This is a genomic window from Kitasatospora sp. NPDC034035, assembly GCF_055575755.1.
Genome location: NZ_JBVISA010000004.1, coordinates 66,080 through 79,900, shown reverse-complemented (window position 1 = coordinate 79,900; position 13,821 = coordinate 66,080). Strand labels below are relative to the sequence as shown.

13 protein-coding genes are annotated in these 13,821 nt (G+C 71.9%); 6 read left to right on the top strand and 7 right to left on the bottom strand.

Features of this window, described 5'->3' with window-relative positions; genetic code table 11:
- Positions 1-2 precede the first annotated feature (2 nt).
- On the top strand, positions 3-857 hold the full coding sequence (locus ACZ52J_RS07150) for an alpha/beta fold hydrolase (protein ID WP_360494600.1): 855 nt from the start codon (positions 3-5) through the stop codon (positions 855-857).
- A gap of 10 nt (positions 858-867) precedes the next feature.
- On the opposite strand, the gene ACZ52J_RS07145 is transcribed toward ACZ52J_RS07150, so the two are convergent.
- The 4 genes from ACZ52J_RS07145 to ACZ52J_RS07130 all read right to left on the bottom strand — a co-directional run bounded on the left by ACZ52J_RS07145 (position 868) and on the right by ACZ52J_RS07130 (position 9,112).
- The gene (locus ACZ52J_RS07145; protein WP_360494603.1) at positions 868-1,833 is read right to left on the bottom strand and encodes a 2-hydroxyacid dehydrogenase; all 966 of its coding nucleotides are present in this window, start codon (positions 1,831-1,833) and stop codon (positions 868-870) included.
- A gap of 37 nt (positions 1,834-1,870) precedes the next feature.
- A complete protein-coding gene (fxsT, locus tag ACZ52J_RS07140; protein WP_465616494.1) occupies positions 1,871-5,878 on the bottom strand; it encodes an FxSxx-COOH system tetratricopeptide repeat protein in 4,008 nt (1,335 codons plus the stop codon).
- Positions 5,875-7,395 (bottom strand): TIR-like protein FxsC, encoded by a 1,521-nt coding sequence (locus tag ACZ52J_RS07135; protein WP_465616492.1) that lies wholly within the window; start codon positions 7,393-7,395, stop codon positions 5,875-5,877. The genes fxsT and ACZ52J_RS07135 overlap by 4 nt, the downstream gene beginning before the upstream one ends.
- Before the next feature lie 184 nt (positions 7,396-7,579).
- Positions 7,580-9,112 (bottom strand): serine/threonine-protein kinase, encoded by a 1,533-nt coding sequence (locus ACZ52J_RS07130; protein ID WP_465616490.1) that lies wholly within the window; start codon positions 9,110-9,112, stop codon positions 7,580-7,582.
- Between the two features lie 20 nt (positions 9,113-9,132).
- Here ACZ52J_RS07130 and ACZ52J_RS07125 point away from each other — a divergent pair, with 20 nt between their 5' ends.
- Positions 9,133-9,327 carry a DUF397 domain-containing protein gene (locus tag ACZ52J_RS07125; protein ID WP_360494612.1) on the top strand — a complete coding sequence of 65 codons (195 nt, stop codon included), beginning with the start codon at positions 9,133-9,135 and terminating at the stop codon, positions 9,325-9,327.
- A 3-nt stretch (positions 9,328-9,330) separates the two neighbouring features.
- Here the strand turns inward: ACZ52J_RS07125 and ACZ52J_RS07120 are convergent, their stop codons facing one another.
- Positions 9,331-10,260, bottom strand: a complete 930-nt coding sequence (locus ACZ52J_RS07120) for a helix-turn-helix transcriptional regulator (protein ID WP_465616488.1) — start codon at positions 10,258-10,260, stop codon at positions 9,331-9,333.
- Between the two features lie 65 nt (positions 10,261-10,325).
- Between ACZ52J_RS07120 and ACZ52J_RS07115 the strand changes: the two genes are divergently transcribed.
- From ACZ52J_RS07115 to ACZ52J_RS07100, 4 genes are all read left to right on the top strand, one after another.
- Positions 10,326-10,853 carry a hypothetical protein gene (locus ACZ52J_RS07115; RefSeq protein WP_465616486.1) on the top strand — a complete coding sequence of 176 codons (528 nt, stop codon included), beginning with the start codon at positions 10,326-10,328 and terminating at the stop codon, positions 10,851-10,853.
- Positions 10,850-11,392 (top strand): NIPSNAP family protein, encoded by a 543-nt coding sequence (locus ACZ52J_RS07110; protein ID WP_465616484.1) that lies wholly within the window; start codon positions 10,850-10,852, stop codon positions 11,390-11,392. Before ACZ52J_RS07115 ends, ACZ52J_RS07110 begins: the two co-directional genes overlap by 4 nt.
- Before the next feature lie 206 nt (positions 11,393-11,598).
- A complete protein-coding gene (locus ACZ52J_RS07105; protein WP_465616482.1) occupies positions 11,599-12,258 on the top strand; it encodes a DUF4097 family beta strand repeat-containing protein in 660 nt (219 codons plus the stop codon).
- A 26-nt stretch (positions 12,259-12,284) separates the two neighbouring features.
- Positions 12,285-13,070, top strand: a complete 786-nt coding sequence (locus ACZ52J_RS07100; RefSeq protein ID WP_465616480.1) for an alpha/beta fold hydrolase — start codon at positions 12,285-12,287, stop codon at positions 13,068-13,070.
- 5 nt (positions 13,071-13,075) lie between these two features.
- Here ACZ52J_RS07100 and ACZ52J_RS07095 read toward each other — a convergent pair whose 3' ends face one another.
- A complete protein-coding gene (locus tag ACZ52J_RS07095; protein WP_465616478.1) occupies positions 13,076-13,321 on the bottom strand; it encodes a hypothetical protein in 246 nt (81 codons plus the stop codon).
- Positions 13,318-13,686 (bottom strand): ATP-binding protein, encoded by a 369-nt coding sequence (locus ACZ52J_RS07090; RefSeq protein ID WP_465616476.1) that lies wholly within the window; start codon positions 13,684-13,686, stop codon positions 13,318-13,320. Before ACZ52J_RS07090 ends, ACZ52J_RS07095 begins: the two co-directional genes overlap by 4 nt.
- Positions 13,687-13,821: the final 135 nt, after the last annotated feature.

Sequence of the window (13,821 nt, the reverse complement as noted above, 5' to 3'; positions counted from 1 at the left end):
GGATGGTCAAGACCGCGGACGACCGCGCCCTCGCGGTCGAGTCCCTCGGCGACCCACGCGGCCGACCGGTGTTCCTGCTGCACGGCATGCCCGGCAGCCGGGTCGGCCCGCACCCGCGCAGCACCGTGCTGTACCGGCTGGGCGTGCGGCTGATCTCGTACGACCGGCCCGGCTACGGCGACTCGACCCGGCTGTTCGGCCGCCGGGTGAACGCGGCGGCGGCCGATGTACGGGCCATCGCGGACGAGTTCGGGCTGGACAGCTTCGCGGTGCTCGGCCGCTCCGGCGGCGGCCCGCACGCGCTGGCCTGCGCCGCGCTGCTGCCGGAGCGGGTCAGCCGGGTCGCGGTCCTGGTGGGCCTCGCGCCGCGCGACGCGGCCGGCCTGGACTGGTACGCGGGGATGACCCCGTCCAACGTCCGCGCGTACCAGGAGGCCGAGCGCGGACACGGCCGGATCGCCGACGCGATGGAGTTCCGCTCCCGGCAGATCAAGGACGACCCGGTCCGGCTGCTGAACGGGCTGCGCACCGAACTCTCCCCCGCCGACCGGGCGGTGGTGGCCGACAGCGGACTGCGGCGGATGCTGCAGAGCAACTACCGGGAGGCGTTCCGGCACGGCGCGGACGGCTGGATCGACGACGTGCTGGCCTTCACCGCCGACTGGGGCTTCGACGTCGGGTCCGTCCGGGTGCCGACCTGGCTCTGGCACGGCGCCGACGACCAGTTCTCCCCGGTCGACCACTCCCGCTGGCTGGCCGACCACATCCCGGACGCCGAGCTCTTCCTGGAACCCGGCGCCGCGCACTTCGGAGCCTTCCGGGTGATGACCACCGCCCTGGCCTGGGCAGCGGGTTAGCCCTACCGGCTCAGGGCCGCACCGGGGTGACCGGCGGTTCGCCGTCGAGCACTGCCAGGATGTTGTCCACCGCCAGGCCGCCCATCGCCTGTCGGGTGGCGACGGTGGCGCTGCCCAGGTGCGGGGCCAGGACCGCGCGCTCCTGGGCGAGCAGCGCGGACGGGACGGCGGGCTCGTGCTCGAAGTTGTCGACGGCGGCGGCGAACAGTGCGCCGGACTCCAGCGCGGCGGCCAGCGCCTCCTCGTCCACCACGCCGGCGGTCATGCTGACGACCACCGCGCCGTGCGGCAGCAGGGCCAGCCGGCGGGCGTCCAGCAGGTGCCGGGTGGCGTCGCCGAGCGGGCAGGTGACGACCAGCACGGTGGAGGTGGCGAGCAGGTCCTCCAGCGGCTTCCAGTCGGCGCCCTCGGCCTGCTCGGGCGGCAGTTCGCGGCGGTTGTGGTAGCTGACCGGCATGTCGAAGGCGCGGGCCCGGCGGGCGACCGCCTGGCCGATCCGGCCCATGCCGAGCACGCCGAGCGGGGTGCCGGCCAGTTCCAGGCCGAGCAGGAAGGTGGGCGCCCAGGTCCAGGGCGTGCCGGAGCGCAGCAGGCGTTCGCCCTCGCCGAGGCGGCGGGTGGCGGCCAGCAGCAGGGCCCAGGCCATGTCGGCGGTGGCGGTGGTGAGCACGCCGGGGGTGTGGGAGACCAGCACCCCGCGCTCGGCGCAGGCGGCCAGGTCGACGTTGTGGTAGCCGACCGCGTGGTTGGCGACGATCCGCAGCCCGGGGCCGGCCGCGTCGAGGAACTCGCCGTCGACCCGGTCGTCCAGGGTGGTGAGCACGGCCTGCCGGCCGCGGACGGCGGCGAGCAGCTCGGCCCGGTCCATCGCCTGGTCGGAGTCGTGGCGGGTGACGGCGTGGCGGGCGGTGAGCCGTTCGATGACACCGGGCGCCAGGCGCCGGGTGACCAGGACCGGGGGCGGGGTGGTGGCCATGGCTCGGCAGCGTACCCCGCCCCTGTCCGGAGCGGACTCACACCGGCTGCGGCTCCAGGTCGCGGTTGATCCGCTTCCAGCCGCGCGCCGACACCGTGTTGGGGTGCTCCTCGCCGAACTGCCGGATCAGCTCGGCGATCGATCGCGACCGCAGCTCGGCGGCCTGGGTGTGCCGGCCGGCCGTCCGCAGGGTGACGGCCAGGTTGGCTTCGCAGGCCACCGCGTCCGGGTGCTGCCCCGAGTAGCGCTCGCACAGCCCTTGGTGGGCGGCCCGGCCGAGCTGTTCGGCGAGCGCCAGTTGCCCGTCGTCGCCGTAGGCGTTGGCCAGGTTGATCATCGCGTTGAGGGTGTAGGGGTGTTCCGGTCCGACCGAGCGGGTCAGTCCCTCGACGGTGAGCCGGCCGCGCTCGATGGCGCCCTGGACGTCGCCGCTGCCGCGCAGGTAGATGCCGAGGTTGTTGGCGCAGGCCAGGGTGAACGGGTGTTCGTCGCCGAACAGCCTCCGGTGGCCTTCGAAGACGGTGGAGCAGAGGTCGCGGGCGGCTTCCTTGTCGCCGGAGGCGCTGTGGTCGGCGGCCAGGTTGAGCGCGCAGGCGAGGGCGTCGGGGGCGTCGGCGCCGTAGCGCTCCAGGTAGCGCTCGTAGGTCTCCTTGGTGATCCGGCGGGCCTCGGCGAGCTGGCCGATGCGGCGCAGCGAGACGGCCAGCGACTTGGCGTTGCGCAGGTTCTCCGGGAGGTCCGGGTCGAGGACGTCGCCGAGGTCGGAGGTGACTTCCTGCAGCAGGTCCACCGAGCCCCGGTAGTCGCCGAGTTCGCGCAGGTCGCGGGCCAGGTTGGACTTGGTGGACAGGGTGTAGGGGTGTTTGGGGCCGAGGACGGCGGTGCGCCGGTCGAGGGTCTCCTGGTCGAGTTCGCGGGCGGCCTCGCTGTCGCCGACCAGGCGGTAGTCGATCGCCAGGTTGTTCGCCATGGAGAGCGTGCGCGGGTTGTCGTCGCCGAACAACTCGCGGAACTGGTCGAGGATTTCGCGGTCGAGGTCGAGTGCGGCCTGGAACCGGCCGAGGGCCCGGCGGTCGGCGCCTAGCGAGCCGGCCGTCATCAGGGTGTACGGGTGGTGCTCGCCGAGCAGCGCCTGCTGGCGTTCCAGGGTGGACTCGTCCAGGGCCAGCGCCTCGGCGTAGTTGCCTTGGGAGCGCAGCACGTTGGCGAGCTGGAAGCGCAGCAGCAGGGTCTGCCGGTCGTCCTCGCCGAGTTTGCTGGTCCACTCCGCGTCGAGGGCGTGGCCGAGGTCGCGGGCGCGGTCGAGTTCGCCGCGCTTCCACAGGTAGCGGACCCGGTCGATGAGCAGCTGGCGGGTGTCGGCCTCGTCGCAGTTGTGGGCCCTGGACGGCGACAGGTGTGGCCAGATCTCGTCGAAGGCGGGCCAGTTGGCCGGGTCGTCGGTGTCGCCGAGGACGGGTCGGGCGCCGGTGAGGATGCGGTGCACCTCGTGGACGGCGATCTCCTGCTCGTCGGCGGTCATGCCGGCCCGGATCACCGCCTGGACCAGGCGGTGCACCTGGAAGCTGTTGCTGCCGGCGTCGACCTTGGCCAGCGCGTAGCGGCCGATCGCCTGGATGACCTTGCCCAGCATGAACTTGTCGCTGAGGTCGGCGTCGTACTTCACCAGCGCCCGGATCATCTGGTCGCTGTAGAAGAGGTTCATCGAGATCGGCTCGGGTGCGAAGAACGCGCACAGTTGCAGCAGTCGCACCGCTGCCGGGGACTGCTGGCGCAGCCGTCCGATGGAGACGTTCCAGGTCGCGGCGACCGGGGTGGGGTAGTCGGCGGGGCGGCCGACGGCGAGTGCGCGGGCGGCTTCGGCGTGCAGCTGGGTGACGTAGGTCTCCACCGGGGTGCCGGTGGTGTCCAGCCAGGCGGCGGCCACCTCGACGGCGAGCGGCAGGTCGCCGACGGCTTCGGCGACCCGGTCGGCGTCGGGCCGGGAGAGGCTGCGGGCGCGTCGGCACAGGTGTTCGACGCTCTCGCCGCGGGTGAAGACGTCGACTTCCAGGGCCTCGGCGTGCCCGGTCCAGGCCTGGTTGCGGGAGGTGACCAGGATGTGGCCGGAGCCGCCGGGGAAGAAGCGGCGGATCTCGGCGGGTTCGTCGGCGTTGTCGAAGATCAGCAGCCAGCGCGAGGTGGGTACGCCGCGGCGCAGTGCCTCGCGGGCGGCCTCGGCGGCCTCGGTCACCGAGTCGCCGACCCGCAGGCCGAGCCGGCGGGCGAGTTCGGCGAGGGCCGGGGCGACCAGCTCGGTCTGTTCGGCGTCGATCCACCAGACCAGGTCGTAGTCGGACATGAAGCGGTGGGCGTACTCCAGCGCCACCTGGGTCTTGCCGACGCCGCCGAGCCCGTACAGGGTCTGCGGGGTCGGCAGGACGGCCGCCATGCCGCCGCGCAGCTGGTTGCGCAGCTGTTCCAGGACGGCGGCGCGGCCGGTGAAGGAGGGGTTGCGCGGCGGGACGTCCCACACCGACGGCTTGCTGCCGGGGAACCGCGGCCCGCCGTTGGGCGCGTCCTCGAGCGGGACGTCGCCGCGGCCGAGGGCGCGCAGCAGGCTCTGGATCGACTGCGTCTCGTCGCGGCCGACCAGGTCGACCGGGTTGCGGTTGCTGAACGGCGCGGTGAGCCGCACGTCCCCGACCCGGACGGGCAGCAGCTGGCGCCTGGTCCCGGACGGGTCGGAGCTGACCACCGACTCCCACAGCGCCCGGGCCTGCGGGGAGCGCTGGTAGGCGGGCGAGAGCACGGCGACCGTCCGGAACGCCGAGTCGATGCCGCGCTCGGTCTCCTCGCGCGGGTCGGTGCCGGCGCTGAGGTCGCGGGGCAGCACCCGGAAGCCCGCCCGGGTGAGGACGGACTCGATCCAGTCCGCCCACATCCGGTCCTCGGGGACGTAGGAGAGGTAGAGGTCGGCCGGGACGGACGGGCGGCGGCGGGTGAACGCGTCCACGTAGCGCAGCCGGACCGCCTCGTCCATCGGCGGCAGGCCGGGGGCCCGGCCGTCGGTGAGCATGGAGGTCAGCCGCTCGCAGGCGGCCAGCATCGAGGTCGGGGTGCCGGTCTGGTCGCCGAAGGTCGCGAGGATCTCCTCGTAGGCGTAGAACGGCCGGTACGGGATCTCCACCGAGCCCCAGTACGCGGCGAGTTCCTCGCCGTTGAAGCCGGCGGGCAGGCCGTCGAAGCGGACCCGGGCGAGCGCCCGGCCCGCGTCCGCCTTCTCCTTCTCGCCCTCGTCGATGCGCATCGGGACGGGCAGGATGCGGATGCCGCGCTCGCGGTAGCGGTCGTGGATGTGCTGGGCGATCCGGGAGGCACCGTCGATCGACTGGTCGCTCAGGGTGAAGCAGACCACCAGGTCGTCGGGCATCTGCACGGTGCAGATCTCGGCGATGTCGGACAGGCCGGTGCGGGAGTCGATCAGCACGTAGTCGTAGCGCTTGGCCATGTCGGCCTTGAGGGCGTCGAAGAACTGCCCGCCGTCGAAGCGGTCGTAGAAGATGTCCCAGTCGAGGTGGGTGACGGCCTCGGAGTAGTCCCGGTTGAACTGGCCCGCGGAGAGGAAGTCCAGGCTGCCGGTGGACGGGAAGTGCGGCCAGGTGAGCGACAGCGCGTGCGGGTGCACCCGGGCGAAGTCCAGGTGCCAGCCCTCGGCGTGCTCGACCGGGCGCAGCGCCTCCTCGCGGTACTCGGCGATCAGGTCCATCATCCCGGTGGTGCCGGCGAGGGAGGCCGGGTCGAGGAAGGGGTGGAAGAACTTGGCGAGGCCCGGCGCCTCCAGGTCCCAGTCCACGGTGAGCACGCGGAAGCCGTTGGCGGCCAGGATCCACGCGGTGTTGGCGAGGGCCATGGTGCGGCCGGTGCCGCCCTTGTACGAGTAGAAGGTGATGATCCGGCCGTTGCGGTCCTGCTCCGCGGCCCGCCGCTCGGCCTCGCGCTGGGCGACCAGATCGGCGGCGGCGAGGCCCCCGAGGCGGAGGTTCCTGGTGCGGTTCTCGGTCATCGGTTTCCTCGTCCTCCCAGGGGCGCCATCCCGTCATCGGGGTCATCGCCGTCGTCGCGGTACGGGTCGTGCTCGCGGTACGGGTCGCGCTCGCGGTGCGGGTCACCGCCGTTGTTCCGGTCGCGCTCGCGGTGCGGGTCACCGCCGTTGTTCCGGTCGCGCTCGCGGTGCGGGTCGCCGCCGTTGTTCCGGTCGCCGCCGTTGTTCTCGTCCTGGGCGAAGGGGTCCTCGCCCGAGCCGTCCGGCCCTGGCCCGCCTCCCCCGCGCCGGAACGCGTCCCGCAGACTCGGCCGGGGTGGCGGAGGTTCCTCCGGTTCGGCCCTGGTACGGCCCTCGAAGGCGTACTTGGCCTTCATCGCGGCCCGGGGCAGCGCGTCGTCGAAGTCCTCCAGCGAATGCAGCCCGGTCGCGCGGGCCGGGCCGGTCGCGCCGAGGAAGCTCGGACGGCCCGCCCGCCGGGTGATGCGCAGCGTGTCGTCGCTCAGGTCGCCCAGCTCGCCCGCGCTTTCCTGGCACTCCGGGTCGTCGGCGTTCCACGGCTCCAGCACGCTCACCCAGGTGGCGTCCGAGCGGTCGAAGCGCCGCACCAGTTCGCGCCGGCGCGGATCGCGCAGCGCCCACCGGTCGAGCAGCAGCAGGCCGGGGGCCTCGGCGTTGCCCTCGATGATCGACGCGGCCTCGTCGTCGAACTCGTGCACGGTCGGCTGGAACCCCAACTGCCGTGCCAGCCGCACCGCGTGCTGCGCGATGGGCGAGCCGACCGGCCGGTACGGATGCCAGTCGGTGCGCCGCTCGCCGTAGTAGTCGGGGTTGCGGCCATCCGGCAACTCGCCCTGGTGGTAGGCGAGTACCGAGATCCGCAGCTGCCTGGTCGGGGCGGTCACATTGAACGCACTGGGGAGGGTGTTGAATTCGAGACGCCGCCCGACGGGGATCACCGTCTCCTCCGCCACCTGCACGATCCGGGCCGCCAGGCGGTGCACGGCCAGCTCGTACGCGGAACGGAAGTAGGTGAGCTTCATCAGCGCGTACAGGCCCTCGGTGGCGTAGTCGGGCCCGAAACTCGCGTGGTTGAACTGGAGTTCACTGGCCACCTTCGGCAGCCGGTAACGGCTCATCGGCGCCCACAGCACCGGGACGATGCCGCTGGTGCGCTCCGAGTCGAGGTTCGCCGGATAGACCGGACGGCGGGTGAAGGCGTGCCATTCCTGACCGCACGGCACGCTGTTGAAGTACCGGGGGGAGTACAGCGGGACGAACACCCGGCAGCTCGCCAACTCGTCGGACAGCCGATCGGCCCACAACTCGCCCTGGTGCATGGACTCGTCCATGAAGCCCACCGGCACCCCGTCCGGGGCGGTGGTCAGCTGGAGCACCGCCTCGCAGAGGTCCCGGTACAGCTGCCGGACCCAGTGGTTCGGGTCGCCGGCGCCACGCGCACCGGCTTTCGGGGTGTGCGCGTAGGAGAGGAAGAAGTACGGCCGGGTGTCGTCCTCGTCCCAGCCCCGGTCAGTCACACGCGCCTCCCCCGGGCCCGTCGGCAACCTGCCTCCCGCAGCCCCCGTGCGGCGGGGCTTCAGTGTAGGAACGACTGACACCCCAATGGAATAGCACAACGACTCGCACGAATTGACATGACCGAAACGATGCCGCCGCGGCAGTCGACCGACGGCCGGTTGACGAGGCCGATCGGGCCGACGGTCAACCGAACCGCCCGATCCGCTCGGCGTAGACCGCATGGCTCCTGCGGGACATGACCGTGAGCCGATGGGACGGACCCAGGACGCGCGCCCGGTCGGCCGCCACCCGCTCCAGCAGACCGGCCGCCTCCAGGTGGCGCCCCGCCTCGCCCAGGTTGCACGCGTGGTTGTGGCGGGCCGTGAGCGTGTGCGGATGATCAGGACCCAGGACACGCGCCCGGTCGGCCACCACCCCTTCCAGCAGCGCCGCCGCCCGAGCATGCTGCCCTGCCTGACCCAAGTAGTAGGCCTGGTTGTGGCGGGCCGTGAGCGTGTGCGGATGATCAGGACCCAGGACGCGCGCCCGGTCGGCCACCACCCGCTCCAGCAGCGCCGCCGCCTCCAGGTGGCGCCCCGCCTCACCCAGGTTGTACGCGCGGTTGTGCCGAGCCTTGATGGTGTCCGGGTGGTCGGCGCCCAGGACGCGAGCACGGTCCGCCGCCAACCCGTCCAGCAACGCCGCCGCCTCCCCGTGGCGCCCCAGCCGACCGAGGGAATTGGCCAGGTCGTAAGTCGCGGTCAGTTCCCCCGCGGTGGGGAGCCGGTCGTCGGTGGCGCCCGCGAGGGCCTCGGCGGCAGCGAGCGCCGACGGGGGGCGGCCGGCCGGGCTCTTCGCGAGGAGCTGGAGCAGTAACCGGTCGAGGCCGTGGGGCAGGTCGGGCCGGTGCTGCCGCAGCGGCACGGGCGGCTCGTACATGTGGGCGGCCGCGAGGGCACCCGGATTCGCATGGATGCCGAACGGCGGCGCACCAGTGAGGAGTTCGTACAGCACACAGCCGAGCGCGTACAGGTCCGCACGGCCGTCGACGCTCTCGCGCCTGGCCTGCTCGGGGGCCATGTAGGCGGCGGTGCCGATCATGTATCCGTCGGGGGTGAGCTGGGTGTGGTTCCCCTGCAGGTAGGCCGCGATGCCGAAGTCGAGGACGACGACAGCCTCGGTACCGTCGACACGGCGGGTGAGGAAGAGGTTGGCGGGCTTGATGTCGCGGTGCACGACGCCCTCGCGGTGCGCCACAGCCAGCGCCCCGCAGACCTGCATGCCCCAGTCCACGACTTCCGCGACGCCAGGACGCCGGCCGGACTTCAGCAGCGCGGCGAGCGACTGCCCGGCGAGGAGGTCCATGACCACGAAAGGCATCGGCAGCCCGGCCTCCAGGTGGATCCCGCAATCGTGGACACCGACGATGTTCGGATGGTGGAGCCGGGCGGTGAGCCGCGCCTCCCGCTGGAAGCGGGCCTGCTCCGCACTGTCGTCCATGCCGTCGAAGCGCGGCAGGATCAGCTTGACGGCGACATCCCGGGCCAGCCTGGTGTCGTGGGCGCTCCAGATTTCGCCCATGCCGCCCGACCCGATGCGCTCGCCCATCCGGTAGCGCCCACCGATCACCGCGCCCTGCATCGACAACCCCCGCCGCCGTGTGATGTCCGGGTAAACCGTAGTGGCTTCCCAATCCCATGCCGCTCTGCTCGCGGATATTGTCAGCACGTCCACCACAGGACCCGAGGAAGGCAACCGTGGAACACCTTGAGTGGCAGAGGTCCAGCACCAGCGGCGACCAAGCCAACTACCTGGAGATCGCCTCCGACGGCGACCTCGTCTACATCCGCGAATCGAACAACCCCACCCACATCGTCACCACCACCCGCGTCAAGTTCGACGCCTGGGTCCGGGGCGCCAAGGCCGGCGAGTTCGACCACTTCGTCGCCTGAGGATCACCCCGGATAGCGGGCGGCCAGTGCCCGTACCGTCGCGGCGACGCGGTCGCGAAGTTCGGCCGGTTCCAGTACCTCGACGTCGGCGCCGAGCCGCAGGAACTCGCCGTGCGCGTGGTCGACCGACTCGATGGGCACCCGGGCCTCCGTCCAACCGTCGTCCGTGGGTGTCACGCCGAGGCGGCGGGCGCCCTCCGGGGTGAGCCGGACCAGCGCCTCGCCGGTGTGCAGCCGGGCCCGGAAGTCGGCGAGGTAGGCCGCCCAGTGCGAGGCGAGGTCGAAGTCGCCCTGGGCTTCGAACTCCTGCTCGGTCATGGCGAGTTCGATGATCTGGTCGACGCGGTAGGTCCGCATCCCGGACGGCCCGCCGGCGACCAGGTACCAGCGCCCGGCCTTGAGCACCAGCCCGTACGGCTCCACCCGCCGCTCGACCTCCTCCGGCGCCCGCCAGCGCCGGTACCGCAGGACCACCGCCCGCCGCGCCCACACCGCTGCGGCGACGGCGGCCAGGTGTGGGGTGTCGTCCGCGTCGCCGTACCAGCCCGGGGCGTCGAGCAGGAAGCGCTCCTGGATCCGCCCGGCCTGCTCGCGCAGCTCGGCCGGAAGAGCGGCCCTCAGCTTGAGCTGGGCGGCGGCGAGCGCCTCGCCGAGTCCGAGTTCGGCGGCCGTGCCCGGGAGCGCGGCGAGGAAGGCGGCCTGCGCCTCGTCGGCGGTCAGCCCGGTGAGGCGGGTGCGGTAGCCGTCGACCAGCCGGTAGCCGCCGGCGTGTCCGGCGTCGCCGTACAGCGGGATGCCGGCGGCGGCGAGCGCCTGGACGTCCCGGTAGACCGTACGGACCGAGACCTCCAGCTCCCCGGCCAGCTGCTCGGCCGTCATCCGGCCCCGGTTCTGGAGCAGCAGGAGCAGGGTGACCAGCCGACTCGCGCGCATGCCGCCCAGTATCCCCTGGTTCCACTGACAGTGGGTGTCAGTGGAGTGCCCCTAACCTGCGGCGCATGGACGACTTCGACTTCTTTCACGGCTCCTGGAGCGTGGCCAACCGCCGCCTCACCACCCCGCTCGCCGACGCGGACAACGGCACCTGGGAGGAGTTCCCCGGTCACACGGTGGTCCGGCCGCTGTTCGGGGGCGCGGGGAACATCGAGGAGATCACCTTCCCCACCCTGGGCCGCCAGGGCGTGACCCTGCGGCTCTTCGACCGCGAGACGGAGCAGTGGTCGATCTACTGGTCCGACAGTCGGACCGGACAGCTGGATCCCCCGGTGGTCGGCGGCTTCACCAGCGACCGAGGCGACTTCCACGGCGAGGACACCTACGCCGGCCGCCCGATCCGGGTGCACTTCACCTGGCACCGGCTCGGCCCGGACGCCGCCCGCTGGGAGCAGGAGTTCTCCGCCGACGGCGGCCGCACCTGGGAGCACAACTGGACCATGGACTTCACCCGTACCGGACCGGCCGTGGGCGGCCTCGGCGACCTCGGCGGTCTCGACGGTCTCGACGGTCTCGACGGTCTCGACGCATGAGCATCGTCGAACTGCGCCAGTACACCCTGCGCCCCGGCGCCCGGGAGACCCTGATCGAGCTCTTCGAACGCGAGTTCGTGACCGGACAGGAGGCGGTCGGCATCGCCGTCGGCGGCCGCTTCCGCGACCTGGACGACCCGGACCGCTTCGTCTGGCTGCGGGCCTTCCCCTCCATGTCCGAGCGCCGCCGCGCGCTGGAGGCCTTCTACTACGGCCCGGTCTGGCGGGAGCACCGCGAGGCGGCCAACGCCACCATGGTCGACAGCGATGACGTCCTGCTGCTGCGCGGCCCCGGCTTCGCCCCGCGTCCGGGCGCGCGCGAGGTGCTCGCCACCGTCTGCCACCCCGCCGACGCGGCCGCCTTTGACGCCTACGCCGCCCGGCACCTCGCCCCGGCCCACGCGTTGCACCGCACCGAACACGCCGAGAACGGCTTCCCCGCCCTGCCCGTCCGCACCGGCGAGGACGTCCGCGTCTGGTTCGGCCCCGCCGAACCGGCCCCCTGGCCGTTCCGGCGGCTGCGACTGGAGCCCGTATAGCGTTCATCCTCACGCCATTGCAATGAAGAAGACGCATGACGTTGCGTTAGCTGCAGGCCTATTGCAATGATTTCCCGGCAACTACCTGCAGCGATGCATATTTTGCGCAACGAGTGCGTTGCCTGATCATCGAACGCAACGTAGCTTTTCCATCGTCAGAAACGGCGGGCGCACGGAGCGCCCGCCGCCTCACGAAGGAGAGCACGATGCAGAAGTTCGACACCCCCGCCGCGATCACCGCCGTCCTCGACATCCCGGCCGGCCGCGTCCAGCTCATCGCCACCGACCGCACCGACACCACCGTCGAGATCCGGCCCGCCAACCCGGCCAAGAACCGCGACGTCCAGACCGCCGAGCAGACCACCGCCTCCTACGCCGCTGGCGTCCTGCGGATCCAGGCCCCCGAAACCGGCGGGCTCTTCGGCGCCGGCTCGGTCGAGGTCACCGTCCAGCTGCCGGCCGGCTCCCGCGTCGAGGGCAAGGCCGCCGCCAGCGAGCTGCGCGTCGTCGGCCGCCTCGGGGACCTCGCCTTCGACGGCGCCTACCGCCAGATCAAGATCGACGAGGCCGAGAGCGTCCGCCTCACCGCCACTGACGGCGACATCGAGATCGGCCGACTCAACGGCCCCGCCGAGATCACCGCCGCCCGCGGCGACATCCGCATCACCCAGGCCGTGCGCGGAACCGTCGTGCTCAGCACCCAGTCCGGCAACATCACCGTCGGCGCCGCTCCCGGAGTCTCCGCCGCCCTGGACGCCGCCACTGCCTACGGCCGCATCAGCAACGCCCTGCGCAACGACGGCACCACCGGACTCGACATCCGCGCCACCACCTCCCAGGGCGACATCACCGCCCGCAGCCTCTGAGCCCCCGAACCCCGGAAAGGGACGCCATGAGCATCAAGCACTCCTCCTGGACCGGCAGGGTCCCGGTCGACGACACCGCCCTCGCCGTGACCGACACCGGCGGCCCCGGCCAGGCGATCGTCTACCTCAACGGCTCCTACGCCGACCAGTCGCACTGGAAGCACGTCATCGCCGAACTCGGCGACGGCTACCGGCACATCACCTTCGACGAACGCGCCCGCGGCAAGTCCGGGACCTCCTCCGACTACTCCTTCGAATCGTCCGTCCGCAGCCTCGACGCCGTCCTCGCCGCGCGGGGAATCGAGCGGCCGATCCTGGTCGGCTGGTCCTACGGCGCCATGCTCGCCATCCACTGGGCCGCCCGGCACCCCGACCGCGTGGCGGCGGTGGTCTCCGTGGACGGCGCGATGGCGCACGAGTGGCTGGACGACGCCACGAGGGCCCGGATCCGCAAGCTGTTCCGGCTCCTGAGCCCACTCTTTCCGATCTGCCGCCGCATCGGCCTGGCCGCCCGGATGAGCGCCACCCAGCACGCCGAGATCAACATCGAACTCAACGAACTCTGCGCGCCCGCCCTCCTCGACCCGGTCTTCGACCGCGTCGCCGTACCGACCCGGTACGTCCTCGCCACCGGCGGCAATCTGGGCGGGGACGCGAAGGTGATGGAGGGCATCCGCGCCGGCCTCGACCCGGTGCTCGCCCGCAACCCGAACATCAAGGTCAGCGCGAAGGTCCCGAGCAACCACTCCAAGATCCTGCGCAAGGACTTCGCCACCATCGCCACGACGGTCCGCGAACTCGCGGCGGCCTGAGCGCCTTACCCCCGGTGGCGCTTGAACTCGCGCAGCAGCGCCAGGAGATTGATGACGGTGCTGGCCGGAACATTGCCGAGGGAGACGAGGACCCGGCCGTCCAGAATGGTCTCCCCAGGCTTGGCGGACGGCCAGAGCAAACCGAACTCGCGCCCCTCGGTGCGGAGTTCCACGATCAGTTCGGTGATGTCCCGACCGGCGAGATGCCCCAGGGCCGGATCGGCCGGGTGGATCGGGTGGAGCGCGTTCACGCGACGCCGTCCAACTCGAACCAGACCCGCTTGCCCAACTTCTGCGGCTCGACGCCCCACCGGTGGGTGAATGCCTCGACCAGCTGCAGTCCACGCCCGGACTCGGCGAGTTCGGTCGGCTTCTGACGCTGCGGCAGCTCGGAGCTCCGGTCGGCGACCGTGACGCGGAGGGTCCTGTCGGAGTACACGACCGTGACGACGGGCGAGTCGGTCAGCCCGTGCCGCCAGGCGTTCACGATCAGTTCCATGAGCGCGAGTTCGGCGTCCCCGATGGAGGGGTCCGAGTACCCGGCGCGCACCATGGCGTCGCGCAACACCTCGCGCGAGACGGTGAGGGAGGGGGTGTTGAGCATGGGGTCACACATGGGGAATCTCCCAGCGGTGCAGAGGAGTGCCGTGCAGACAGGCACTGCTGACGATGCGTTATTGGACTGTAGATGAATCCGCCTCAACTCTGCAACACGTTCCGCACATGCCTCTACACTTTGCGTAGGCATAGA